Raw genomic sequence first — 25381 nt, forward strand, 5'->3', positions numbered from 1 at the left:
GCGCTTTTTGAGGCCAGCGACCATGTCCTTGGCATTCCCGCACTGGCTGATGATCGCAGGGGCCCTGCTGCTGGGCGCCGGCTATATTGGTGTCCTCGTCAGCGGAAAGAAAGCGAACAGAGTTGATCGACCTCCAGGCGAGCCGATCGATCTGCCGGCTTTGCCGCTCCTCAACTCTCATGACCCGCAGTAGCTCACGCGCGTTCCCCCAAGAGCGAGGGTTAGCAATGGCTGTCAGAATTGAATGGGGTCCGCTTGAGGCGATAACGAACGTCCGCAACGAAGCGTGCAAGGCCCGAGACTTCATCATCCACTCCCATGATGGACACGTGCAGGGGCAGATTGTCGTGCCTGACGACGCCGATCAGTTCGTCATGGGGGCATGTGAAATCCGGCTTCTCGAACTGCTAAAGGACGCCATCAAGGAACTGGAGCGGTGAAAGCGCCGAAGATCGCAGGACCAAAGCGTGTACTCAATTTCGATACACGTGATCAACGCGCCCGGCCCGCCGGCGCGAACCGGCGGGCCCTGTCCCAGCCACGCCTACAGTCTCAGATTACCTGCGGACTGCTTGCCCCGATCGCTCACGATCTCGTAGCTCACCTTTGCACCTTCTGCCAAACCACTGAAGCCAGCCTTCTCCACTGCTGATATGTGGACAAAGACGTCCTTCCCGCCGTCGTCGGGCTGAATGAAGCCATAGCCTTTGGTCGCGTTGAACCACTTCACAATACCTGTTGCCACGCGCGTCTCTCCTGAAAAATGACCGTGGCAACATGACAGAAGCTGATAAAAACGAAAAGCCCGCCAACTTAGGACTTAGTTTAAAAATGACCGCTTATACTGGGACAGGCGTCAGGTTGCCCACATGAGGAAGGCAGCCAACGTGAACCGGCGCCTCCCGTGAATTTCCAACGATGGACCAGCAGGGAACGAACACCTCAATAGGGAGCTTGAGAATCTTGCCGGCTCCCCGCGGAGCTGGCGGAGCGGCTCCGGCCACCCAAAAGTCCCCCTTGAAGCCGGGGCAATCTCACTGCTGGGCGCGTACACAGTCGGGACGAACTCGTCGGCTTGGAAATGGCCGTCAGTGTGAACCGGCGAATTTTGTTGCAATCAAATGCGACGCGCTAACGCACTGAGCGCAGATAATGGTCTTGTCGGTTGGCGCGGTTCATCTCAGCGAAGGCCTTCCCCAACTCTTCCGCCGTATGCTTCGCCTTGAAATTCTCCCATGCGACCATGAATCGCCCCTTCGCTTCATCGAGCGAGCCAGCTTCCCCGAACGGCGGACCGGGAAGCGTCACGATGCACGTCCACAACCAGAACCCCGGGGAGCGTTCGTTGGCGTAGCGGATGCGCCCGACTAGCTGCCGGTCCTCGTGAACCGTGTAATCATCCAGGCCGATCATCCGCAGTGTCAGAGGCATTGTGGCTTGCCGCAGGGTAGAAACGAAAATAAAGCGCGGCGGATTACATTGTGCCAATTAAACCTCGCCTGACCTGCGCGGCGAGGAACCCGTGTCCTCACGGCGCCGTTGCTGTCTCGCTAGCTCGCCCAAGCTGGCGGTGCGGCCCCGGCGTACCTCAAGAGCCAACCCTGAAGCCGGGGCCGTCTCTCCGCCATCGGTCTTTTCGGAGCATATGTTGTTGCGCGGCGCACAACGCAGGTCCTGCCGCCGTAACTCCAGCTTGCGTCACGACCGCGTGCACGAAACCGTTTCGAGCCTCACACGGAAGGACGCTGAAACAACGCCCTCCAAAACTGAACGGCATTGACCTCCTCTCGAGGAGGGTAATATGCGGAAACTATTTTCGGTGCGGCCTTACTGCCGATCGCATTCGTGGGGTGTTCAACGATTATCTCGGCGGCCCTTTCTGCAGCCCGGGATGGCAAGGCCGCAACATTCTCCGAACGCTTTGCACCCGCGCTGAAGTCCGCCTCGAGCGGCTAAATGCACTCACAGCCCTTGTGAACCTGATCTGGCGACGGCTTGCTTACATGAAACTGGCGGGCATGCGGCCCAAGCTCGTGAGCAATGACGAAAAGGCTGGTGTGACCGGCGGGTCATTTTTCCACTTCCACAACATAAAAACCCGCCGACCGTACGACGGGCGGCGAGCTGACTGAGACGATCATGCGCGATCGCGTGCCGCTTCTCATCTACTTTCAGTTTCTCGCGTCAGTTAAATCATCACGAGAACAATAAAAATTGCGATTTCAACCAGTAACACCGCTGCTGTCATAAGACGAGAAACAAGTCAGCCATGCGTAGCATGATCCGCCTCAGCATCGGCCAAGAAACGGCCCCTCACATCTCATGGCGTAAGCAGGGGCGGGATGCGGGAGCCGTTTCTCGGTAGCCAGACGCGTTCGTCCGGCGCCAGGCACCCTCAAATTAATTCTATTTTAAATATTTTTCAACATTTAATTTGTTTCCCGATTATTTATTTTTTTAATAATGACCGAACGCTTTGAAATCGCCAGCGTGCCTTGGAGCGAGCGCATCCGCCGTTCCCCATCCTTTGCTACCTCGCAAGAGAGCAGGACGTATCTGCGGACAAACGCGTGCGGCTGCTATCGCGCACGGCACGGATTGGACCGAGCGTTACCCATGGATTGCCGCGGCCGCTCTGAAGAACATCTGACACATGAAAAACCCGCCGGCTCCGGTAGCCGACGGGTTCTCAATGCCCATGCGTACCGCGGTACTCGTCACCAGTCCGCGATGATCGATCGTACCGCGCTACTCGTTGACGCCGGGTTACCGCCTCCCCTTTCGGCGATGCGTCCTCAGCCGCTGCCGGTCGCGCTTCTTCATTCGCTGCCGGCGCTTCATGGCTCGATCGGCTTTTCGTTGTGCCAAGCGGCATAGTAGTCGGCCATGAGCGCCTTCAGCATTCGTCCCGTGTTGCACACCGCAAAGACGAGCTTGCCGTAACCGCTGGCGTGCTTGCAAATCAGTTGCGCGGCGATCTGGGCCATGCTCTCGCAGTCGGAAATCCGTCCTTCCAAATCACGGAACGCCAGCGAGTGGAGTTTCGATATGCTCTTCGGAATACCCGGCGGCAGGCAGCTGGGCTCCGGGGAATTGGACAACCTCGCTCATTGCTGCACCCCCGCCAGGGCCTTGCTGCGGTCGCCATGCTTTCGAAGAGTGGCAAACTCCCTCGAAAGGTCGGCATTGTTGTCGGTTACAGTCGCAGTCTCCCTGCCGAAAACGTCCAGCTCGGTGATCGTAGCTCGCAAGAGTTGAAAGGACTGATGACTGCCAAGCGATTACGCCTGACACTGTTCCCAGCCGACGCATCATCCGCGCGCCGCACCGGCGTGGGTTGCGAAGTGGCTGGCGCACTGGCTGCGTTCACTCGTGCATAAGGGCCGGCGTCAAAAGCCGCAGATGGCCGCCGCTGTGATCTTCATGGGTTGGAACGCCCAGAGCGCGCAAGAGGTTAGATACATTGCGCACCATCGCGGCGGCGCTGACCGGGGCGCTGAATTGGAGGCGGCACATGAAAATCATGGACGAAGACGGCGAAGTCATCGCCATAGCATCGGATGATCATACTTTAATCGGCGGCCACCACCGCCTCGCGGTGGCGGCCAGCCTCGGTAAAAAACTGTTCTGGCGAGATACCGGCGAACCAGTGAAGCTTGATCACTTCTTCAAGCATTATGTAAGTTCTCTTCGACATACAGCCTGATCCGCCCGACGAGCGTTGTTCGGTACATTGCAACTACGCCAATTGAGGCGGGGCAGCTTTCATTTTCACACCCCATCGCTCTCCAGCGTTCCGGCCTCCAGCTTCGCCCAATGCTGGCATTGAACCAACATCGCTCCAGGTATTCGCGGTCGCAGGCCGATAAGAAAAATGCGTTATTGTCACACCATGCTGCGCGTCTTGGCGGTTTTTTCGATGACCCGTAGGTTGGCACCGTAGGTAGGCGGTAGCGCACTCACTATCGAGCCAGAATTAGAACGAAGCTTCAATGCGATAGTCGTTTGAATGTGGAGGAGTGGACGACCTGCCGTCCAGCGCCCAAAGCTTTCCGACAAATTATCAAACTCGGCTCGAGACAATGAGCGAGGCCGAGTCCACCGCTCTAGCCGTTCGCGAGGTCTACAGCGCTTATTACAGCGAGATGGGACGCGTAGGCGCGGCTCCGGAACCAAAGGCTCGAACGCCTACGACAGAGGGCAAACTCGTGCGGTCCCAGAGACCGCTTGGACCTCAACCCGGTCAATCGGCTGCGCGCCATACGACGAGGCCAATGACCCGAAAATCTCTCCCGGCACTGCTAATTTTCGGAAGCATGGTGGCACTGGTTGTCGCATTCGGATTTCTAGCGCAGTAAGCCCGGCCGCGGATTCTGTGCAACGTCCGCTTTTCCCCCGATAGATCCGACCAGGGGAGATCGTGCACTTCGCATTTGGGCCAACTGGCCACACCGCGGGCGCACCCTCGAAGACTTGGATCTCCTTAACTTGGTCGGTCAATAGACCTGACACAACTAAAGCGCGCGTATTGCCGAATTTTCCCGGCTGTTGCAGCCTAGGCACACCGCCTGCTGATTGAATCAGCTAGCTTAAGACTGGAATGCCGGACAGCAAAAGAACCGGCGTCGTTTGGGCTGAAACGTGGATGGAGCAAAAAGAATGAAGAAGATTTGGTTGAGTGGCATGGCTTTGCTGGCCGTGAGCATGGCGGCACCCGCATCAGCGGCTGATCTGGCGGCTAAGCCTTACGTCAAGGCCCCGCCCCCGGTGGTCGCGCCGATCTATGATTGGACCGGTTTCTACATCGGCGCCAACGGCGGTTGGGGGCAAAGCCACGGTTGTGTGGATTTCGTGACGCCCGCAGGGACAGTCGCAGGTGGTTGCGCGGATCGCTCCGGCGGCCTCGCTGGCGGACAGATCGGGTACCGCTGGCAAACCAATCAATTTGTGCTCGGTTTGGAAGCGCAAGGAGATTGGGCCGAAATCAAGAACACGCGCGTCAGTCTGATCGACCCGCTGATTTCGACAACCGGTAAGATTGACGCCATCGGGCTCTTCACGGCGCAGCTCGGCTGGGCGTGGAATGCCTCGCTGTTTTACGTGAAGGGCGGCGGCGCCGTGACGCGCAATCGGTTCGATATATTCAACAACGTCACCGGGGTCGGCCTGGCATCGGCTGGCCACACGCGCTGGGGCGGCGCCCTCGGCGTGGGCTGGGAGTACGGCTTCACGCCCAACTGGTCGTTCGGTATCGAATACGACCATCTCTGGATGGGGCGTGATAATGCCGGCTTCGCAGGCGTAGTCACTCCCGGAGGGTTTGTCCTCACCGGCAGCGGCGTCAGCCAAGATGTGGATATGGTCACGCTTCGGTTGAACTACCGCTTCGGTGGATACGGCGCACCGGTCGCGGCCAGATACTGATCCCCCCATCTTCGCAAACCAAAGCCCCGGCACGCCGGGGCTTTTTTGTGGTTATGATTTTCTTGGCCTTTGCTACCTTGCGGTGTTTAAGTTGGAAGAGCACGTTCATCGCGGCCACATTCGTTAAGCAAGCAATCCGAGCCGCTGAGCTATCGTGACCAGCTCTGCCAGAGACCGCACTTTCATCTTCTCCGTCACTCATGACGATGTGCCTTGATTGTCCGCTCCGTCGCTCCCAATTCAGACGCGATCTGCTTGTTGAGTCTTCCGCGCACGACAAGCTCGAATACCTGCCGTTCACGCGCAGTCAGTGTCGCAAGCAGCGCCTGCATCTGTTGCAGCCCGCGTCGCGCGTTAAGCATAATTGCGTGGCGGGCCACTGCCTGTTCAATGGCGCCGAGCAACTGCTCCGGTGTAACCGGCTTGGTGAGGAAGTCATCGCCACCCGCTTTTATGGCCCGCACGGTGGTGGGAATATCTTCGTAGCCAGTGAGGAAGACGATTGGTAGCGCGAAGTTAAGTGCCTTCAATTGCTGTTGCAGCTCTGGACCGCGATTTCTGGCAGGGCGGTTCAACTCGCCAAAATCGGCGACAGGAAAAATTAACCGTCTTATGGCCGACACGGCCATCACGGCGAACCGGAGCAGACGATCCAGCGGATCCGGTCGCCGGCACCTCCCTGGACGTGCTCCCGCACCATGATCGTGCGGCGAACGACAGGTGTGTGCTGAATTACACTTGTGCCGAGCTTCAAGTTGCGCCGCAAGATGCCGAGGAGATCACACCGGACCGTATGGGCAACGCCGACGCAGCACGCGGCAGGTTCCAAGTACCGCCTCAATCTCGGTACCGGCAGAACTCGTCGCCGTTTTCATATTCAATGCAGGTCTTGACGCGAGCATGAGGCCGCACTTCGTTATAGTAGCGGCCTTCGCTGCGGTCCGCTGACCCATATCTAGAACCGCGGTCCATATCGTCATCGTTGCGACGCCAGCTTCGGCCGGTGGTTCGATGATCCTCATCTTGCTCCATCATACGGCCCATCTGTCGCTGACGCATACGGTCCATATCCATTCGATCCTCGCTACGCTGCCGCCGGGCCGTCCAATCTCGGTTGACCCGTGTGTCCTCGGCGCTCTGACGGTCTGAGTCGCGCGCTTGATCTGATTGCTGCGGTGTCCGCTCTGGCTGGACGGGAGCCGTTTGCGTTTGGCCTTGGCCTGACTGTGGTGATGGTCGCTCCGGCCGGACTTGGGCCGGGACTTCGTTGGGATCTGGTGCTGTTTGCTGAGCAGAGGCAGCCAGGGGCACCAAACCAAAGACCAGGAGCAGGATGGAAGCCATATCTGATCGGCGCATGATCTCACCTCGCGGGTTTGCTCTCTAACCTCGTCTACGTGTTTTTGTTCTTATGAAAACAGCGCCATTTTGAAATGTCAGTATCGTTGCCATTGGCAGGTTCTCTGCAAGGCGCGAGCGGCTCGGCCGCTCGCGCCACCGAAGCGGCAGCTCCAGCTAGGCAGCACGCTTCATGCGTTCGACGGTCTGACTTATATGGTTTCCGGCGTCGTCAGCCACCTTGAGGGACATGTCGGCAATCCGACGGCTAGTATCTAAGGCGCTACTGATCGTGTCGCGCACTAGATCGGTGTGCACGACTGCGAGATCGTGAGGAGTTCGGCAGCGCCAGAGTTCATTCATGCGGTCCATGCTCAGTTCCATCTGCTGTCGCACGAAATCGAAGTACTCGCGTGAGACACCATTCACGCCTTTTGCGACAGCTGTGGCAGAGTACATGATGGCTTCGGCGTTGCGGGCGGAGCGTTCCGTTGCCCGCTGCGCTTCGTCACCTGTCACACCGAGTGTTCGGCCAAGCTGGTCAGTGGAGCGACCCAACAGCGCCGTGGCCATGTCGACGCCAAGACGCCAAGTGTTTTTCAGCATCTCGGCATTTTGTTGCAGCAAATGGCTGCTAGCTTGAGCCACCTCCTCGCCGGCCTCAGCCGCGGCTAATCCGATCCGTCTGGTTTGCTCAGTGCTCCTTTCGCCAGCGCGTCGGATTGTCTCTTCAGCATTTTGAGTAGGCTTTTCCTCCGGGCGTGCATTGGCCATTTTTGTTGCTCCATCGATGTTATTGTTGGTGAGATCGGGTCCTGTGCGTGTCCGTCACAAGTGCGATCCTAGGCAAGCAAACGTGCTCGCTTTTTGCCCGTTCCGGGGCGAGGCAACTTTAATCATGCTCCGGGATCACGCGCAGGAACGAGCGCTTCAACTTCCAATTATTTTGTGAATTGGCTTCATAGGTCCGGCACCGCTCGGCTTCACGATGTTGCCGAACCCGCGTCATCAAGGCTCAGTCATGACTACTGCGGAAACCGTATTGCTCATCGCGGCTTCGCTGTTCGTACTTCTCGCCATCGGTACCGTCGGCTTCTCCAAACCGGCGGAGTGGAAGAATCCGCCAGTCGGCAAGTTCCTCGAATGCGCGGGTGTGCGTCTCCACTATATCGAGCGGGGTGATCCTGCGGCTCCTTGCGTCGTGCTGTTCCATGGCAACAGATCCATGATCCAGGATTTCACGACTAACGGGCTTGTCGACCTTCTTGCGCAAGGCAATCATGTGGTCTGCTTCGACCGTCCAGGCTTCGGGCATAGTCAACGGCCGCGGCTCCGAGTCTGGACCGCAGCAGCTCAAGCGGCTTTGCTGGCGAAGGCGCTAAATCAACTCGGGGTTCGCGATCCTGTGGTGCTGGGCCATTCCTGAGGCGCTCTTGTCGCGATCGCTCTCAGCCTGCGAAAGGATTGTCCCATCCGGGGCACTTGTGCTTGCGTCCGGGTACTACTTCCCGACCGTGCGATGGGACGTATGGCTGATGTCGGGTTCGGCCGTACCGGTGTTGGGCGACTTGGTGAGTTACACTGTCGCACCGATCATTTCGTGGGCCATCTTGCCCGAGACCATTCGCAAAATTTTCGCGCCCCGTTCTGTCCCGCAAACGTCTAAGAATGAATTTCCAGCTTCTCTAACGCTCATGCCCAAACAACTGAGAGCGGCTGCGGAGGAAAGTGCACTCCTCGTTCCAACTGCAGTGCAATTCCAAGCTTGCTATTCACGCATCGGCTGCCAATACGCATATTCCACGGAACAGAGGACCACGTGATAGAACCCACACCGGCGCGAAATCTACATCAGGCGCTGCATCGCTCCCTGCTTCATCTGGTTTCGAATGCTGGACATATGGTGACGTATGCAGATCCTGCCGTCCTTGCCCAAGCCGTCAATTCGGTAGCAAATTCCTCTTAAGTTGGACCGCGGCGTCAGACGCTTCCGCTGATCGTCCGTTCGAGGTCCACATCCAGCTTTTTCTGCGGCGCTCTACAGATCGGCTAGGGGCGGACTAGGGGAACGACCCGGTCCGCGCGAGGTGCAAACCTGCCGCAGCTCTCAAGAACAACTCCTCCTGGAGCTCAACCGCACGTACAACGGTTCCGCACGACTGCACTCCCTTTCGCTTTTGCGCGACGTCAGACCGCCATCGGATTACGGTAGCGGTCCCTTTGGGTCGGACTGGCATGGTGCGATACAAAATTTTCGTGGTGGAAAGCAATCGCGATCGGGTGTCCGAGGTCACCTACTACGTCGCCCTGCACTTCGTGGCCGCCGACGACGGCATTGCCGCCGGCGAGGCGGTCGAATACGTCAACCCGAACGCCGCCTATGAAAGCTGAGGCGCTTTCGCGGAAGCTCGGCATTGTCGGCGCGGTTGGCCTTCAGCCGCAGCGGAGATCTGGCGACGCGCAACTTCGGAGACGCAACCGTGATCAGCAATTTTGGCGACGTGCCGGATGACCTGGGCGGTAGAGCCGATTGTTCAGCTTTTCAAGTCGAATTCGGTGCGCAGCCGGTCTGCGATCGTTTCGATCATCTCGGACCGCCCCGCGTCCCGCTGTCCGTCCGTTATGATCGCGACCTTCCAAGTATCCTGACAGGGGACGACCGAGATGGTGATATCCGTGGGCAACTCGCAGATGTCTTCCATCTCCAGCTTGATCGCCGCTTCGAGTTCTTCGCGCGTTTTTGCCGGTTTTTTCAAGCTGGTTCTTTCACCGCTCGGAACGGGACCACCGCCTTTGGCTATCCGCGCGAGCGCATGCTTTTGAGCAGCGGGCCTTTGAGCCCTTGGTTATCCACTACAGGCGCCGTTCTCAAACGGCGGGCGGTGGTCCACCGAGTCAAAGATATTGTCGCGTTATCGTTCCCTCCGCTTTGCGCCTTCGAAAACGGGTCAGTTGGGCTGCCTCGACCGGGAAAGTCCGCGTTGCCGGAACGATGTCATACGCGGCGCGTCATCCAACCGGTGAGCAGCCTGGCCGGAGCAGCGAATGCCGAGAGCCCTCAAACGCCGCTTGGACGACGTCATGGCGGACCTATGTCTCGGTATAACGTGACCGACCTGTAGCTCTGTTGGACCGGGAGTCGGCATCGCCTTCACGTGACCCGTGGAGACTGCTGTTACGAAAAACTCGCCACCACATCGTCCGCAACCGATATTAGCGGAAACCAACACAGATGACGAACAACACCATCTCAGTGAACGGCGCTCTGCCAGATCTCACCTGACGCAACCTCATCGATGAGGGAACCGGCGGCAGCGCCGCGGCTTGCCCGTCGCGATAACCACCATGTCCCCGTACCGCAGCGCCGGCGATGACGTCCGCCGCTCCGCTTTCTGAGGAGACCCACTTTTGCCGATCAAGATGAAGGTCAGTGACGTCGTCTTCGGCGAACCGTGATTGTTGTGCAAAGGGGCAGCCGATGAACTGAATCTGATTGCCGACACGATCAGAGGCCCGTCAGTTCACGCTGGCGCGCCTCCTGCACACGGCTGTGATGCGCATTGTGTGAGCTAGTTCACAAGCGGCAAGTATCACCGAGCGTAGCGTGTGCGCTTCCACTGGAGGGAAGCGCAATGAAGTGGAAACTGACAACCTATCGAATGCTCGCGCTGACCGTCGTTGTCTTGATGGCGGCTGGTACTACTATGGCCATCGGTACTCCTCGTGGAGTCTATGAACCGATGTTGGGAACCGATTGGCAATGCACCCGGACCATGCTGCTCGTGACCACCTGTGCTCACTCAAGCAGTAGATCGGAATAAACTCCGGATGCTTGCAGGCGCACGCAGGGCGACGCTCATACCTATTTAGAAGGGGGACTGAGCGTGTTTGCAGACCACAGAACGGTCCAGGTAGTCTTCAGCCTCAGCTCTCTCGGGTCCCTCAGGGCTCTTTGACAGCCCTCCTTAATCAGGTTGTCACTGGTGGTGCGGCGGTACGGCAGAGACATTAAAGCATTATAGGAAGAGAGCCCGCGGCGATGGCGCCTGGCTGTCACGGCGGCTGCATTAATCAAGACAGTTTTGCTGACCGATTCTTCAAAGCCGAGCGACTAAATACCAGTAGCTTTCCACGAGAACTCCAAATTTCGTGAATTAGATGGCTCGATTTTTATTGGGGGACATTGCGATGGCAAACGTATCGTTTTCCGTGAAGCTTTTCGTGGCTTTTTGCTTTTTATGCAGCGAAGGCGCATCAAGACCACAACCACGATGGCGAACATCGCTTACTGAACCTGTTTGGATCTATGAAAGACATTCCCGCTAATTTGCTTCAGCTATGGGCAGACCGCGCTTGAACTGCTCGGTCCCGAACTCGTTGGCACCACTCTTGGCACGCGCGCCCAGCAGATCGTAGATGGCACCGCAAAATATGACCATGCAAGCGACTTTCTCCACGCGCTCCTCAGAGACATGGAGCGAAGGAAGCACTGACGATTGGTGGCCTGTCGGCAAACCAATGACGTGAGGAGGCCAATCGCTCCGCACCGGTCTCGATCCACCAGCGGATAGCCGCGCCGATGGCGTGAACCGCAGGGCCTCTCGCTCAGGCCGGATCTGCGAATCCTCCTAGATGCGATGCGCCTTCGCAGGCTTGGACAGGGCATTGAATCGCGGCTCTGTGATCTACCTCCAATTGCAACTTTTTCCCAAAGGGTGCAGTATTGGGTTTTCATCCGGCCCGCATTTTAGGAATCCAATGGGTGTCAAATTTGTACTGGCGAAGCTCCTCGAAGCGGAGCTTAACGCACGAGGCGTGAGATCCATACCGTCATCAGACTGCGTCGACATCGTGCATCGTTTATTGGAACAGCTCACCGAAATAGAGCTTACCTTGGCCGCGCGCGAGGTAGATGAACAGTCTCGACGCTAGGCTCTTGATCGGAGCGCATCTTCATAAGGTCGCGCGATCAGCGCTTATGCGGTTTTTTTGCGGAAAGGACATTGATTAATGACTAAGCCAAATTGCGTAATAGTTCGGGCCTATGGACGACAGTTGGATCAGCTCCGCTCAGAGGCGTCCCGGATATCAAAAGGAAGGAAGATCGACTGGTGGGTAGAACGTGCGGACGCCGGCACCCAATTCTGTTTCGAGGACACCGACACAACGAAAGCGTTCGCTTCTATCTGCGAGAGCTTGGCGATCGCCTGCCGCGACGTCTAACTCGCGTCGCTCGGGGTCTCGGATCAACCACCGCGGCTCCCGCGCATCGTTCTGCCAAAGTCCGGCCAACGGAGAGTCCGAACGCTTTTCAATGGGCATGAAAACTACTAGTCTTCCGCGGCAGTGAAATTCGATCGGAGCATAACCACACAAGACTCAACGGAGGATGCGATGGCGAAGAGAGCAATAACGCTCGGCGGTGGTGGACCGGCGGCAGGGCTGCACATCGGGGTTCTGGAAGCTCTCGCCGCACACAACATAACGTTCGACGTCTGGGCACTGTCCTGCATCGGCGCATGGGTCGGGATCGTCTACAACCAATGGGACGATCATGAAGACAAAGTCGAAAAGACTCACCAATTCTTCAGGAATGGCGTCTTTCGGGACGACGAAAGCTACAAGCGCTTTCCCATAAACACAGTCTTCGGTCCGGATTGGCGCAGCAACATAAAGGCGCTGAACAACTTCGTCGGCGATTCCGACAACTATAAGGACTTCCTATGGGATCCATACCGGATGATGGACGTCTTCCAGGATTCGATGGAGATTTTGTTCAATCAGCTGCCTGACAGAGACAGAAAAAAGAAGTTCACAAGATTGGATGAAGGGGATTTCAATAGATGGATTCTCAATCAAGCGATGGCAACCAATCCCTTCATCCGTTATTTGACCTCCTTAATGTACCTTTCCGACGTCAACGGCCTGTCAAGGATCAACTATCCGGATAGCGAGTTCATGAAGGGCATAGATTTCGAACAGCTGAAAAAGCCTGGAAAACCAGCAATTTTCCATAACGCTTGGAACCTTGATCAGCAGAAGCTCGCATTATTTTCCAATCGTCCTATGAAAAGGGCGAGCGAAAAGTTTATGTTTGAGGGCCCTATCGACGCAAGCACCTTGTGTGCGTGTTCGGCTCTTCCCTTCGTCGAAGGTACCGTAGAGATTGGCGGAGTGACCTACTGCGAAGGGGCGCTTGTCGATACTGTCAACTTCGAAAGCATGCTGGAGGAGCACCCAGACGTGGAAGAGATATGGGTGAGCCGGATCGTGGATTCAAAGCAAATCCGCAAGCCGGAGAACCTTCATGACGCGCTGGCAAATCTTTGCCAATTATTCGCCTCGACAGTTGGCGAGGATGACGTCAAGCTTTTCAAATACCACATCCGATGTGACAAAACGTCGAAACAGGAGGAGGTACGGCGCAAGAAAATCAAGATCATAGAGATTCACGTTCCGGGTCACATCAATTTCAAATGGAATCACAGCAATCTCGATAATGGACGCAAGCTGGGAAAGGCCGCTGCAGAGCAGGCGATCGAGGCATTCGGAAGGCATCAGGCGCTCCCTGCGCACAACGGGCCGCATTTCATCAACGAGAAGCCAGAGGGGCCGGCTTGGCAAAGCGTGTGTGAATATCACAAGGAGCTGAAGCGAGCCGCTGCATAAAGGCTCGAGCAGGATATGGACAGGCGGAAGTCTTCCGAACGGAACTCCTCAACCTCGAAATAATGATTTGAGGCCAATCATCCGGGCCAGACGCAACGACCGGGCGTTTTGCGATAGTCACCGCAGCTTGTCGAGCAGCGCCTTCGCCTGCTTCATATCTCTCGTGTCGAAGCCCTCGGTAAAGGATTCATAGATCGGGGCAAGTAAATCGAGCGCCTGCTCGCGTTTTTGCTGATCGATGCACAGCGCCGCAAGATCTGTCGCGGCCCGAAGCTCAAGGGCCTTGGCGCGTTGGCCTCTTGCCATCGCCAATGCCTGTTCGAGCAGTGACTGTGCCACAGCCTCGGCATCTGGCCCACCGCGGCCTATTAGCACCCGTGCCTTGAGTCGGTACAATTCGGCTTCCAAAATTCGTTCGCTGTTGCGGGTACTTATAGCGAGGCCCGACTCGATCAACTCCAGCGCGGGCTCGTAGTCGCGATCAATCAACAGGCGCTGACACAAAAGTACCAAGAGTGCGGTGATGGCCAACTGATAACCTGCGTGACGGTACTCGTCCAACGCAGCACGGATTTCCCCAAGCGCGTTGGGTGAGCGATCGAGCGATGCCATGCATATGCCGCGAACGGCGCGGGCCAAACGCCACTGGCGGAATCCATGCTCCTCCGACAGGGCGATACAGCGCTCGGCATAACTCTGCGCTATCAGGAACTCGCCGCGGAGAGCTTGGAGAATGCACGCATAATAAAATGCGTATGCTTGCGAATGCGGATGGCTAATGGCATCGGCGCGCTGAATTGCAGCGTTCATTCGCATGGTGGCCGTATCATCGCGGCCAAGCAGCCAGAGTGGCCACGACATCAGCGCAAGGTCGGCCACGCCGGCATCCTGGCCGGCCACACGCGCTGCCCGTCTATCCTCCTCGCTGCTCGCCTCGAAGGCTTCGAAAGCCCGTTCGATCGCTTCCTGGGCTCCGGTGATCTGTCCCATGAACAGGCGGATCATCGCCTGCCCGCGCATCGCATTGAGCAAGGCTGGCCGATCGCCGCGCGTTTGGGAGAGATGAAGTAAAGCGGCGATCGTTTCCTGGGCCAGCGGCAGTTCACCGCGAATGACGCTCGCAGTGGTTAGCCAGAACATGACCTGAAGTTGCTCGGGAGGATCTCGCAGGCGCTCGCATAGCTCTCGCGCGCGAGCAAAGGTAGCCATCGCATTGTTGGAGGCTGGCCCTTGGGTAGCGATCAGGCAAGGCCCCAGAGCGAACTGGAGGTCAAGTTCAAGCCTGTCATTTCGTGCGTCATCGGGCCGATGGCTCGTGGCCTCGATCCCTCGTTGCAAGTGCGCAATAGCCTCAAGATTGGCGGAGCGCATGGCTGCCTTCTTGCCGGCTTGCAGCCAGTATGCCTCCGCTTTTTCGAACAGTCCGGCCTCAGTGAGATGGTGCGCGAGCGTTTCGGGCTGAGCATCCACAATTTCCGGGAACCGTTGCTCGAAGGCCTCCGCGATCGTGGCATGCAGCGCTGCGCGTCGGCTCCTCAGGAGCCCTGAATAGGCAGCGTCCCGCACAAGTGCATGCTTGAAGGTATACACCGCCTGCGGTAACTCGCCGCGGCAGAAGATCAACTCCGATCGGACCAACTGGGCAAGAGCCTCCTCCAGTCTCTCTCTTGGCAACCCGGCCACCGTGCTCAGCAGTTCGTACGAAAACTCGCGACCCACCACGGCGCCGACCTGAGCTACCTCCCTTATCGGGGCCAATCGATCGAGTCTGGCCATCAGCGATGCCTGTAACGTGGTCGGAATCGCCATCGCTGGCAGAGGGCGGCTTAGGGTGTAATGATCGTCCCGCTCTTGCAAGAACCCGGTTTCGAGCACGGTCTTGGTCAGTTCCTCTACGAAGAGTGGTACGCCATCAGTACGGGCGAGTATCTGATCCAAGACCTCCTTCGGGAGCGCCTTGCCGGCGGTGACCCGCTCGATCAGCGCCGCTCCGTTGCGACGGTTAAGTCGCGTCAAAGAGAGCGTCGTAACATGCGCATGACCAGGCCAGGGCGGCGTGAATTCCGGTCTCGCGGTGATGAGCAGCAGCACCCGAAGCCGTGGTACTTGTTCCAAGGTCATCGTCAGGAGCTCGAGAGAAGTCGGGTCCGCCCAATGGACATCCTCAACAATGACGAACACTGGTTGCAGTGCTGCCAGGCTTTTCAGCTGAGCCAATAGCGCCGCTAATGTCATTTCTTTGCTCTTTTGCGGGCTCAGCTCCTGCAGCCGGTAACGCTCACCGAGTGGCAAGGACAAGAGATTGGCCAGAGGCACTACGCGATCTGCGTCAGCTCCGGATCGACCGAGCAGGACCTCAAGCTTGGCGAATTTAGCCGTCGGCGAATCACTCCGCTCGAACCGGCCGGCTCGTTCGAGTTGCCGGATAAACGGGTACAACGCACTATTAGTATGATGCGCCGAGCAGAATTGGCGCACCGTGATGTGCTCCTCTCCTTGCAGCCGCTCGTCGAGCGCCAAGGCGATATGCGATTTACCGATGCCCGCCTCTCCGGTAAGCATTACTGCGCAACCCTCGCCGCTCATGGCGCGCTGCCAGCGACGCAACAGCAACTCGATCTCCTCCTCACGTCCAATTGGCTGCGTCAACTGAGTTTTGTGCTGGGCCTCGAAGCGGCTGTCGATGCCGGTAGTGCCCAGCACCTGCCATGCTTGTGTTGGCTCCGCCCAACCTTTCAGGATGACGGGGCCAAGATTCCGGAATTCAAAATGTCCTTCGGTTAGCCGGTGAGTACTCTCGCAGATCAGGACGGCGCCCGAATCGGCGAGCGTCTGCAAGCGCGCAGCTAAATTTGGTGTTTCGCCAATAACCGCCTGCTCTTTCGCCGCGCCTTCTCCCGTCAAATCGCCTACGACCACCATCCCGGTAGCAATCCCGACGCGGACCCGAAGTTGCGTGGACGGGAATGTCTGGAGGTTGGCCACGGCATCGACCAGCGCCAGCCCGGCGCGCGCCGCTTGCTCGGCATCATCCTCGTGGGCATGTGGATAACCGAAATAGGCGAGCACTCCGTCGCCCATGTATCGCGCGATAATACCCTCATTCCGAGCGATCACCTCCGCAATGCAGCTGTGGTAGGCGCCAATAACCCCTCGCAAATCTTCGGGATCAAGACGGGCCGAGAGCGCCGACGAGCCGACCAGATCACAAAACATAACCGTGAGTTGACGCCGCTCGGCTCCGTCCCGCACCGCCTTGCCGCCCGCTTGAGGCGTGCGCGCAATGTCGCCCTTGAGCTCCGTGATAGCACGCAACATCTTGCGGCGATGGCCGAGCAGGACACCGAGGTCCTTCAGGTCCTGCTCGGTGAGATCCCCAACAACTGATAGGTCAATGGCGTTCTCGCCAAAGCGCTGAGCGTACTCTCCCAAACCGATCGATGATAGCCATTCTGCAATACCGGACATGGCACACCTATTGGCTGTTTATAATTAGCATAGCACGTCAAGAACGTAAGCGTAGGCACATCTGAGACGAAGGCATGAAGCCCGGATCTTCCCGCAACGCAAACCGGCACTCCTCCTGGCTAAGGCTCGGCGCGGTCAAGCACGGTCTGAAGGTCTATGGTGGCGTTCGCCTTGATGCCGATCACCTTCCGCTCTTCCACGTCTGAGCCGCCAGAACCGGAAGCCGTAGCGCCGGAGATGCAGGCATTTGAAGGCACTGGCCATCGAAATCGATGACGCCCCGGGATCAATGGCGAGCGTCGTCGTTCCCCGAAATGCGATGCTTGCCAAAAATAAGGCAGTGCTTGCGGCGGCTCATCTGTTCGCCGTGAGGAACGATTGCATCAGCCCCGCTTTAGCCGTCCGCACCTTCAAGAGTTTGATCTGGGATTTGCGATACCCGGCCGTCAATCGAAGGACCGGTCAATACGTATCCTTCTCGTTGTGCCCACGGTTTCCGAACCACGTCTCGAGCCTGTCTCACCACGATGAGATCAAGGACGCCAAGGCTTGAGATGACCCACTACTGTGGAGGCGCTGTTCTCTTACCGGAGGGCAGCTTAACTCCCGACCTCGCACCCTGATAGCCCGCCATCTTGGTCGTTTGATGTTTTGACGATACGAGAGGAAGAGCAAGTCCAGGTTGAGCAATGCGCCAGCATCAGCTTAGTTTTAATCGGTCGAACCGCTCCCTCCAGCGTGTTTTGTTGGAGCAGGACGGCTTCACGCTCGTCGAAATGCTCGTCGTGATTACCATCATAGGTCTCGTCGTGGGTCTGGTGGGCCCGCGTGTGCTCAACCATCTGTCGGAATCGAAAACCAAAGCGGCCAGGATTCAGATCGAGGGCTTTGCGCAGGCGCTCGACCTGTACTATCTCGACAATGGCTCATATCCGGCGACGGGTGTTGGATTGGCCGTGCTCGTGCAGAAGCCAAACAACGTCGAACGCTGGAACGGGCCTTACTTGAAAGGCAGCGTGGTTCCGAACGATCCTTGGGGCAAACCATATGAGTATGCATCTCCGGGGACGCATGGGCTAGCCTACGACCTGGCGTCCTTTGGAGCCGACGGTCGCGAAGGAGGCACCGAGCAGGCAGCCGATATCGCTAACTGGCAGAAATAGTGAGCGCCGCACCGTGGCCGCGAGCGCGTCCTCTGCGTCCAGGACGACATCGTCCGCGTTACGCGTCCTTGCGAACTTCATCCGGCCGGGATAGTCCCCGAGCCGACTAGCCGAGCGAGTTGATGATTTCCCGATAGGCGGCTTCGGGAAACGCCTTCAACGTGCGCGTCCGAACGTTTCCCTGCATCCCCAGCTGCAGGCTGAAACGCGCCGCGACAGCATCGTCCGGGGCTTCCAGGATCACGACCATGTCATAGTCACCCATGGTCAGGAAGAAGGATTTGATCTCGCCGCTCATATCCTTGAGAGCCTTCTTCGCAGCGTCCAGACGGCGTGGCGAGTCCTTCGCCTTCTGGATGCCTTGCTCGGTCCAATTTGCAAGCATGACATAGGTGGTCATTGCCGTCCTCCTTCTGGCACGAAAGTAATGGTAGCTACGCCGTTGGGGCGAAAAACAAGACCCGGAGCAGATGCGTGTAGTCGGATTCGAACACCATGATCGTCACGAAGACCAGCACCAGCACCGGCGGCAGCAGGATCGCGTAGGCCAAAGCCAGCCGCTCCCAGGCCATGTGCATGAAGACCGCAACGATCAGGCCAGCCTTCAACACCATGAACAGCAGGATCAGCGACCATCGCAGATGGCCGTGGAGGCCAAAATAGTCGACGAGATAGGAGCAGGTGCTGAGAACGAACAACCATCCCCAGACCACGAGGTAAAGCTTGATCGGATGCTGCTGGCCCTTTGTGTGCGTGGCTCCTGATGCAGATGCGTCATCCATGTGAGCTTGCAGCGCGTGTTGCTTTGCTTCCAGATGTACCGCGACGTTTGTCATGCTGCGACCTCACCAGAGATAAAAAAGTGCAAAGATGAACACCCACACGAGATCGACGAAGTGCCAGTAGAGGCCGGTGATCTCGACGATCTCGTAATGCCCTTTTCTGCTCGTAAAGAAACCGCGCCTCTCGACATCGAAGTCTCCCCGTAAAACCTTTCGCGCAATGGCGATCAGGAAAATCACGCCGATCGTCACATGGGTGCCGTGGAAGCCGGTGATCATGAAGAAGCTCGAACCAAACTGCGCCGCACCCCAGGGATTGCCCCAGGGCCGGACGCCTTCCACGATCAGCTTGGTCCATTCAAAGGCTTGCATTCCGACGAACGTTGCGCCGAATGCTGCTGTGGCCAACATCAAGGCCGCCGTCTTCACGCGGTCGCGGCGATAACCGAAGTTGACGGCCATCGCCATCGTCCCACTGCTGCTGATCAGGATGAAGGTCATGATCGCAATCAGGATGAGCGGGATTTTCTTTTCCGCGATCGTGAGGGCGAAGACCTCGCTGGGATTGGGCCACGGCACGGTCGTGGACATTCGCGCCGTCATGTACGACAACAGGAAACAACTGAAGATGAAGGTGTCGCTGAGGAGGAAGATCCACATCATGGCCTTCCCCCAGGAAACGTTCTTGAAGGCGCGCTGATCCGAGGACCAATCGGCGGCGATGCCTCGCCAACCTGCAGGCCGCGCCGGCGGTTCTACGTTGTTTATCAGCGCCGTTTCTGCCATCTGGTCCTTGCCTCCCTAGTTCAGCAACTGGCGACAGATGTCGACGAAATTGTCTGTCCAACCTGTCAGCAGGCCGACCAGGACCAGCCAGACCAACAGCAGGAAGTGCCAGTAGATAGTGCAGAGTTCCACGCTCAGACGAATTTGGCTCGCCTCGGCGCCACGCAATACCTTGGCAGTCGTTCTACCGAGCGCCACCAGACCGCCCATCAGATGCAGCCCGTGCACAGCGGTGATCAGGTAGAAGAACGAATTGGCTGGATTGGACGCCAGGAAGTATCCGGCGCCACTCAGCTGGCGCCACGCCAGCAGTTGCCCGACAAGGAATGTAATGGCGGACGCTCCACCCGCGCACAGGCCGATGCTTATGCCGTCGATGTCGTCGCGGCGCGCGGCCATATACGCCCATTGCAGTGCCACACTGCTCAAGACCAGGACGCCGGTGTTGAACCACAACAGCGCTGGCACCGGCAGCGTCCGCCAGTCCACCATGTTCATGCGCATCGAGTAGGCGCTGATGAAGAGTGCGAATAGCGAGCCGACGACCGCGAGAAATACGCCCAATCCGAGCTTCGCCGCCGGCAGGGACGAGGTACTCTCCTCGCGAAGATCGACCATCACGCCTTCCTCCAGCCATGGCTTGGCTGCCAGCCGCTGTTGCGAGAGCCACCATCCCGCAATTGCGGCTATTCCAGCCATGAACAGGATGATGGCGCTCATGTGTGGGGCCCTTGCGCCGACAATCCTGCCGGCGGTTCATTTTGCGGCACGAAATCCAAGGCGGCGCCGGGGACGCTGTAATCGTAGGCCCAGCGATGGACGATCGGGAGCTCCTTGCCCCAGTTGCCATGCCCCGGCGGGGTCTCTGGCGTTTGCCATTCCAGCGACGCGGCGCCCCAGGGATTGCCGCCGGCCTCTTTTCCTTTGAACAGGCTCCAGATCAGATTGAACAGGAACACGAGCTGGGCGAAGCCGACGATCAGGGCCGCGACGCTCATGAACGCATTGAGGTCATGGGCGGATGCCGGAACGAATGCCGTTTCGCCGATGTCGTGATAGCGGCGGGGCATACCCAAAAGGCCCAGATAGTGCATGGGGAAGAAAATCGCATAGGCGCCGAGGAACGAGACCCAGAAGTGGAATCGTCCAAGCGCCTCATTGAGCATTCGTCCGGTGACTTTCGGGTACCAATGATAGATTCCGCCGAACACCGCCATGATCGGCGCAATACCCATCACCATGTGAAAATGAGCGACAACGAACATCGTGTCGGACAACGGAACGTCTACGACCACGTTGCCGAGAAACAGGCCAGTGAGGCCGCCGTTTACGAAGGTGATGATGAACGCCAGCGCGAACAGCATCGGGATGGTGAGATGAATGTCGCCGCGCCAAAGGGTCAGCACCCAATTGTAAACCTTGATCGCAGTCGGGATGGCGATGATGAGCGTCGTGGTGGCGAAGAAGAACCCGAAATACGGGTGCATGCCGCTCACATACATGTGGTGCGCCCACACGACGAAGCTGAGGGCGCCGATCGCGACGATCGCCCAGACCATCATGCGATAGCCGAAGATGTTCTTCCGGGCATGGACGCTGATCAGATCGGAAATGATGCCGAAGGCCGGCAAGGCGACGATGTAGACCTCGGGATGACCGAAGAACCAGAACAGATGCTGGAACAGGATCGGGCTGCCACCCCCGTATTTCGTCAGCGTGCCCATCTCGACTAGCGTCGGCATGAAGAAGCTGGTTCCCAGCAGGCGGTCGAGCAGCAACATCACCGAAGCGACGAACAGCGCCGGGAAGGCCAGCAGCGCCATGACGGTGGCCGTGAAGATGCCCCACACCGTCAAGGGTAAACGCATCAACGTCATGCCGCGAGTGCGCGCCTGCAGCACGGTCACCACGTAATTCAGCCCGCCCATGGTGAAGCCGATGATGAACAGGATCAGGGAGGCCAGCATGAGAACGATGCCCCAATCCTGCCCGGGAGTACCGGAGAGAATCGCCTGCGGCGGGTACAGCGTCCAGCCGGCGCCGGTGGGCCCGCCGGGTACGAAAAAGGTCGAGGCCAGCACCACGACCGCGAGCAGGTAGACCCAGTAGCTCAGCATGTTCACATAGGGGAACACCATGTCCCGGGCGCCGACCATCAGCGGGATAAGGTAGTTGCCGAAGCCGCCAAGGAACAGCGCGGTGAGCAGATAGATCACCATGATCATGCCGTGCATGGTGATAAACTGGAGATATTGGTTCGGATCGATGAACGAAAACGTGCCGGGGAATCCGAGTTGCAGCCGCATCAGCCATGACAGCACCAGCGCAACCATCCCAATGGACATCGCCGTGATCGAGTACTGGATGGCGATGACCTTGGCGTCCTGCGAAAAGACGTACCTCGTCCACCAGCTTCTCGGATGATAGAGCTCGACCTCGCCCACTTCGGCGGGCGGGACGCCTGCGACTGTGTCAAACGGGACATCGACCATCGGAATCCCCTCCTTGGTCTCTCTCTTCAACGAAGAGTTCGCCCTCTGCTATGCGGCGCTCCTCGCCGATGTTTTCATTTGCTCTCTCTCGTGTAAGCCGTTTTCGCGACATCCCGCTGCCCGGAAAGCTCGGCGAACGTCCGCTGCTTGTCCAGCCACGCGTGATAGTCTTTCTCTTCCTCTACGACGACCTTGCTCCGCATCTGCGCGTGCGCGGCACCGCAGAGTTCCGCGCAGAGAACCTCGAATGTTCCGGTGCGCGTGGGCGTGAACCAGTAATATGTGACCGAGCCCGGTATCATATCCATCTTCGCCCGAAACTCGGGCACATAGAAATCATGCAGGACGTCAATCGAGCGGAGCAACACCTTCACCGGTTTCCCGAGCGGCAGGTGCAAGTCGTCATTTTGAATGACGACATCGTCTTGGCCGGCGGGATCGTCGGGATTCAACCCCATGGGATTTTCGGCACTGACATTGCGGGCATCGGAAGTCCCGAGCCGGCCGTCCTTTCCGGGAAGCCGATAGCTCCATTGCCATTGCTGTCCCATGACCTCGACCTCGGTCGCATTGGCCGGCACTGTGACGAACTGGTGCCAGACGACCAGGCCGGGTGCCAGCATGGCTGCGACGCCAATTGCAGTACCGACGCTGAGCCACCATTCGAGCTTCTTGTTTTCAGGATTGTAGGCTGCGCGCCTTCCCTCCGTGTGTCGAAAGCGGAAGACGCAATAGGCCATGAACGCGACGACCGCGAAGAAAACCGCCCCGGTTATCCAGAATGTCAGGGTGATCGTGTCGTCGATGTAGCGCCAGTTTGAGGCGAGCGGGGTCCACCACCACGGGCTGAAAATGTGAAACAGCACCGAGGCGATTGCGACCAACAGCAGTATGATTGCTACAGCCATCCCTCATGCATCCTTGCCGCTAAAGGCTGCGGATACGAACCAGAGGGCGGAGCTCACGTCTGCTGCGATGGCGGAATCACATCCGCCGCCGTCATGCCTCTTGCCTCGCCCATTCAACCGGTCGCGACGCCGAGTGCACGTTACGACCGCACAAGTCTCAACGGAGCTGGGGGCGTTGGATTCAACATGGTACGCGTCGAGCCGGGCGTCAATAGTGGAGTGTGTCGCACCGCGAGCGTCTCCGGCATCATTTCAAGCCGGCGGTAGAGGCCGGCAGCGATCGCTTGGTGACGCAACGCAACAAAACGAACTGTGCAGATGCACAATTCACCCAGCCGCAAGCGCTGTCTTGTTTCTTCCACCCATCGCGCTAAGCTGGGTGCACCGGTCGCGACAGGTGTCGTCCGGCAAAGCTCCTTCTCGTTGAATCTGGTTTGCCGGGCTCAATCGCGATTTTCGCGCATGAGGCGAATGTGCGCGACTTGAAGGCGCGCCATTTCCCCTGCGATCAGAAGCAAGGAGACCGGCGCCATGACCACCGTATTCGCAAGACCCAGACTGCAAGTGTTTGGCGTCTCCACCCCGTTTGTCGTACGCAAGATCAGCCTTTCCGATTTGGGCAACGCGTTGCGACTGGGCTGGGAAGACTTCAACGCCATCCCAACTCACGCCATCGTCCTTTGCGTGATTTATCCCGTCCTCGGAATTGTCCTATTTAGACTTGTCATCGGCTATTCGGTGCTGCCGCTGCTGTTTCCGCTGGCTGCGGGCTTTACGCTGATCGGTCCCTTTGCCGCGCTCGGCCTGTACGAGCTCAGCCGCCGCCGCGAGCGCGGAGAGGAAGCAGCGGCTTGGGATGCCATGCAGGTGCTGCGCGCACCGTCTTTCGGCGCCATGCTCGAACTCGGCATCCTCCTGCTGGTTCTGTTCGGGGTGTGGATCGGCGCCGCGAACGCGATCTACGTTGCAACCTTTGGCCACGCCCCGGCTGCAAGCATCCCTGACTTCGCAACGCGTGTTTTGACGACGCCGGAAGGATGGTCGCTTATCATCGTCGGCTGTGGCGTCGGCTTCCTGTTCGCCGTCGTGGCCCTGTGCGTCAGTGTCGTGTCGTTTCCGCTGATGCTCGACCGGCATGCGACTGCGATCGACGCAATCCGGACGTCGCTGCGGGCCGTGAGGGAAAATCCAATTGAGATGGCGGTATGGGGTCTGGTTGTTGCGACACTGCTGGCGATCGGTTCGCTACCGTTCTTCGTCGGTCTCGCCGTCGTTCTGCCGGTGCTCGGTCATGCCACCTGGCATCTTTATCGGAAGGTCATCGAGCCTGACCCGAACCCGCCGGAAGAACAGCCGCGCCCGCCGATTGGTCACCGCTATGCGGCGGATTTCCCGGCCTCACTCTTCCCGTGGAGCCGCGAACGCTAGCCGGAGGCAGCAACGAACGGTCGCACCATCACTGTGTTCGGCGGAACCGGCTTTCTCGGCAGCCGCATCGCTCGCCATCTGTGCAGTCATAAATTTCCCGTCCGGATCGCGTCACGGCATCCGGACGTGCAACTTCAATCCGTAGCGGCCAACATTCATGACGAGCGATCCGTCGCGAATGCGTTGGTCGGCGCCTACGGCGCCGTGAACGCGGTCAGCCTTTATCGCGAGCGCGGAGGGGAGACATTTCACTCTGTTCACGTCGAGGCGGCCCAACTTGTAGCAGCCCAGGCCCGCCGGGCGGGAGTCGAACGGCTTGTTCACGTTTCGGGGATCGGGGCCGACGCCGCCTCGCCATCCCTCTACATCAGAAAGCGCGGTGAAGGTGAACGGGCGGTCCGCGCGGAATTCGCCGATGCGTTTATCGTCCGCCCGGCTGTGATGTTCGGACCGGATGACGCATTTCTCGGCACCGTCCTCAAGCTCCTTCGTCGGCTTCCGATCTATCCGATGTTCGGCCGTGGCCGCACCAGATTGCAACCGGCCCATGTCGAAGATGTTGCGGAGGCGGTTGTCCGAATCATCGAGCGAGCCGAGCCCCACCCGACGGTCTTTGAGTTCGGCGGCCCGAACCGCTATTCCTACGAGCAACTGCTCAGAGCGATCGCGCAACAGGCTGGCCTCTCGCCACGCCTGATTCCAATCCCGTTTGCCGTTTGGCACGCGCTGGCCTGGGCCTCCGAGATACTTCCTGGCCTGCCCCTTACGCGTAACCAAGTGGAGCTGATGCGGATCGACTCGGTGTCATCACCGGAGATGTCTGGATTTGCCGAGCTTGGCATCTCGCCACATTCGATCGAGGAAATCCTTCAGGGGATGCTATCGAACCGAAGATGAGAGAAGCGTCCCAGCTAATCCAGCTT

23 protein-coding genes and 1 pseudogene are annotated in these 25381 nt (G+C 58.4%); 11 read left to right on the plus strand and 13 right to left on the minus strand.

Annotated elements, in window-relative coordinates; genetic code table 11:
• Positions 1-22: 22 nt before the first annotated feature.
• Together ABIB90_RS38100 and ABIB90_RS38105 are read left to right on the plus strand one after the other, a co-directional pair.
• Positions 23-193: a hypothetical protein gene (locus tag ABIB90_RS38100; RefSeq protein ID WP_354202585.1), complete on the plus strand. Its 171-nt coding sequence runs from the start codon at positions 23-25 to the stop codon at positions 191-193.
• 34 nt (positions 194-227) lie between these two features.
• A complete protein-coding gene (locus ABIB90_RS38105; protein ID WP_009859263.1) occupies positions 228-440 on the plus strand; it encodes a hypothetical protein in 213 nt (70 codons plus the stop codon).
• A gap of 104 nt (positions 441-544) precedes the next feature.
• On the opposite strand, the gene ABIB90_RS38110 is transcribed toward ABIB90_RS38105, so the two are convergent.
• From ABIB90_RS38110 to ABIB90_RS38120, 3 genes are all read right to left on the minus strand, one after another.
• The gene (locus tag ABIB90_RS38110; RefSeq protein ID WP_007601715.1) at positions 545-745 is read right to left on the minus strand and encodes a cold-shock protein; all 201 of its coding nucleotides are present in this window, start codon (positions 743-745) and stop codon (positions 545-547) included.
• 386 nt (positions 746-1131) lie between these two features.
• Complete coding sequence (locus ABIB90_RS38115; protein WP_354171677.1) at positions 1132-1413, minus strand: hypothetical protein; 282 nt, start codon at positions 1411-1413, stop codon at positions 1132-1134.
• A 1424-nt stretch (positions 1414-2837) separates the two neighbouring features.
• Positions 2838-2987, minus strand: a complete 150-nt coding sequence (locus ABIB90_RS38120) for a hypothetical protein (RefSeq protein WP_219685529.1) — start codon at positions 2985-2987, stop codon at positions 2838-2840.
• Positions 2988-3514: 527 nt separating this feature from the next.
• Here ABIB90_RS38120 and ABIB90_RS38125 point away from each other — a divergent pair.
• A complete protein-coding gene (locus ABIB90_RS38125; protein ID WP_007601712.1) occupies positions 3515-3706 on the plus strand; it encodes a hypothetical protein in 192 nt (63 codons plus the stop codon).
• A 953-nt stretch (positions 3707-4659) separates the two neighbouring features.
• Complete coding sequence (locus ABIB90_RS38130; protein WP_354202586.1) at positions 4660-5424, plus strand: outer membrane protein; 765 nt, start codon at positions 4660-4662, stop codon at positions 5422-5424.
• A gap of 123 nt (positions 5425-5547) precedes the next feature.
• On the opposite strand, the pseudogene ABIB90_RS38135 reads toward ABIB90_RS38130, so the two are convergent.
• Positions 5548-6026, minus strand: a pseudogene (locus tag ABIB90_RS38135) (response regulator transcription factor).
• A gap of 913 nt (positions 6027-6939) precedes the next feature.
• Positions 6940-7536 carry a phasin family protein gene (locus tag ABIB90_RS38140; protein WP_354171681.1) on the minus strand — a complete coding sequence of 199 codons (597 nt, stop codon included), beginning with the start codon at positions 7534-7536 and terminating at the stop codon, positions 6940-6942.
• Positions 7537-7783: 247 nt separating this feature from the next.
• Between ABIB90_RS38140 and ABIB90_RS38145 the strand changes: the two genes are divergently transcribed.
• Together ABIB90_RS38145 and ABIB90_RS41740 are read left to right on the plus strand one after the other, a co-directional pair.
• Complete coding sequence (locus tag ABIB90_RS38145; protein WP_354202588.1) at positions 7784-8188, plus strand: alpha/beta fold hydrolase; 405 nt, start codon at positions 7784-7786, stop codon at positions 8186-8188.
• 809 nt (positions 8189-8997) lie between these two features.
• Positions 8998-9153 carry a hypothetical protein gene (locus tag ABIB90_RS41740; protein WP_007601702.1) on the plus strand — a complete coding sequence of 52 codons (156 nt, stop codon included), beginning with the start codon at positions 8998-9000 and terminating at the stop codon, positions 9151-9153.
• Between the two features lie 143 nt (positions 9154-9296).
• Here ABIB90_RS41740 and ABIB90_RS38155 read toward each other — a convergent pair whose 3' ends face one another.
• Positions 9297-9518, minus strand: coding sequence for a hypothetical protein (locus ABIB90_RS38155; protein ID WP_354202600.1), 222 nt, complete (start codon positions 9516-9518; stop codon positions 9297-9299).
• 2638 nt (positions 9519-12156) lie between these two features.
• Between ABIB90_RS38155 and ABIB90_RS38160 the strand changes: the two genes are divergently transcribed.
• Positions 12157-13431, plus strand: coding sequence for a patatin-like phospholipase family protein (locus tag ABIB90_RS38160; protein ID WP_354171692.1), 1275 nt, complete (start codon positions 12157-12159; stop codon positions 13429-13431).
• A gap of 117 nt (positions 13432-13548) precedes the next feature.
• Here ABIB90_RS38160 and ABIB90_RS38165 read toward each other — a convergent pair whose 3' ends face one another.
• Positions 13549-16899 carry an AAA family ATPase gene (locus ABIB90_RS38165; protein ID WP_354202589.1) on the minus strand — a complete coding sequence of 1117 codons (3351 nt, stop codon included), beginning with the start codon at positions 16897-16899 and terminating at the stop codon, positions 13549-13551.
• A 247-nt stretch (positions 16900-17146) separates the two neighbouring features.
• Here ABIB90_RS38165 and ABIB90_RS38170 point away from each other — a divergent pair, with 247 nt between their 5' ends.
• Both ABIB90_RS38170 and gspG read left to right on the plus strand, forming a co-directional pair.
• Positions 17147-17452, plus strand: a complete 306-nt coding sequence (locus tag ABIB90_RS38170) for a hypothetical protein (protein WP_354202591.1) — start codon at positions 17147-17149, stop codon at positions 17450-17452.
• A 136-nt stretch (positions 17453-17588) separates the two neighbouring features.
• Positions 17589-18062 (plus strand): type II secretion system major pseudopilin GspG, encoded by a 474-nt coding sequence (gene gspG / locus ABIB90_RS38175; RefSeq protein WP_354171698.1) that lies wholly within the window; start codon positions 17589-17591, stop codon positions 18060-18062.
• Between the two features lie 106 nt (positions 18063-18168).
• Here the strand turns inward: gspG and ABIB90_RS38180 are convergent, their stop codons facing one another.
• The 6 genes from ABIB90_RS38180 to coxB all read right to left on the minus strand — a co-directional run bounded on the left by ABIB90_RS38180 (position 18169) and on the right by coxB (position 23030).
• A complete protein-coding gene (locus ABIB90_RS38180; RefSeq protein WP_219684590.1) occupies positions 18169-18462 on the minus strand; it encodes a GYD domain-containing protein in 294 nt (97 codons plus the stop codon).
• A gap of 34 nt (positions 18463-18496) precedes the next feature.
• Positions 18497-18898: a cytochrome C oxidase subunit IV family protein gene (locus ABIB90_RS38185; protein ID WP_354171701.1), complete on the minus strand. Its 402-nt coding sequence runs from the start codon at positions 18896-18898 to the stop codon at positions 18497-18499.
• Positions 18899-18907: 9 nt separating this feature from the next.
• On the minus strand, positions 18908-19630 hold the full coding sequence (locus ABIB90_RS38190; RefSeq protein WP_354202593.1) for a heme-copper oxidase subunit III family protein: 723 nt from the start codon (positions 19628-19630) through the stop codon (positions 18908-18910).
• A 15-nt stretch (positions 19631-19645) separates the two neighbouring features.
• Entirely contained in the window at positions 19646-20350 is a 705-nt protein-coding gene (locus tag ABIB90_RS38195) for a cytochrome c oxidase subunit 3 (protein ID WP_354171703.1), read from the minus strand.
• Entirely contained in the window at positions 20347-22122 is a 1776-nt protein-coding gene (ctaD, locus tag ABIB90_RS38200) for a cytochrome c oxidase subunit I (RefSeq protein ID WP_354202594.1), read from the minus strand. The genes ABIB90_RS38195 and ctaD overlap by 4 nt, the downstream gene beginning before the upstream one ends.
• A gap of 74 nt (positions 22123-22196) precedes the next feature.
• On the minus strand, positions 22197-23030 hold the full coding sequence (gene coxB / locus ABIB90_RS38205; RefSeq protein WP_354202595.1) for a cytochrome c oxidase subunit II: 834 nt from the start codon (positions 23028-23030) through the stop codon (positions 22197-22199).
• A 531-nt stretch (positions 23031-23561) separates the two neighbouring features.
• Here coxB and ABIB90_RS38210 point away from each other — a divergent pair.
• Both ABIB90_RS38210 and ABIB90_RS38215 read left to right on the plus strand, forming a co-directional pair.
• Complete coding sequence (locus ABIB90_RS38210) at positions 23562-24458, plus strand: DUF2189 domain-containing protein (RefSeq protein WP_354202596.1); 897 nt, start codon at positions 23562-23564, stop codon at positions 24456-24458.
• Positions 24459-24491: 33 nt separating this feature from the next.
• The gene (locus ABIB90_RS38215; protein ID WP_354171711.1) at positions 24492-25355 is read left to right on the plus strand and encodes a complex I NDUFA9 subunit family protein; all 864 of its coding nucleotides are present in this window, start codon (positions 24492-24494) and stop codon (positions 25353-25355) included.
• Positions 25356-25381: the final 26 nt, after the last annotated feature.

It is taken from the genome of Bradyrhizobium sp. JR4.1 (assembly GCF_040548605.1).
GTDB lineage: Bacteria > Pseudomonadota > Alphaproteobacteria > Rhizobiales > Xanthobacteraceae > Bradyrhizobium > Bradyrhizobium canariense.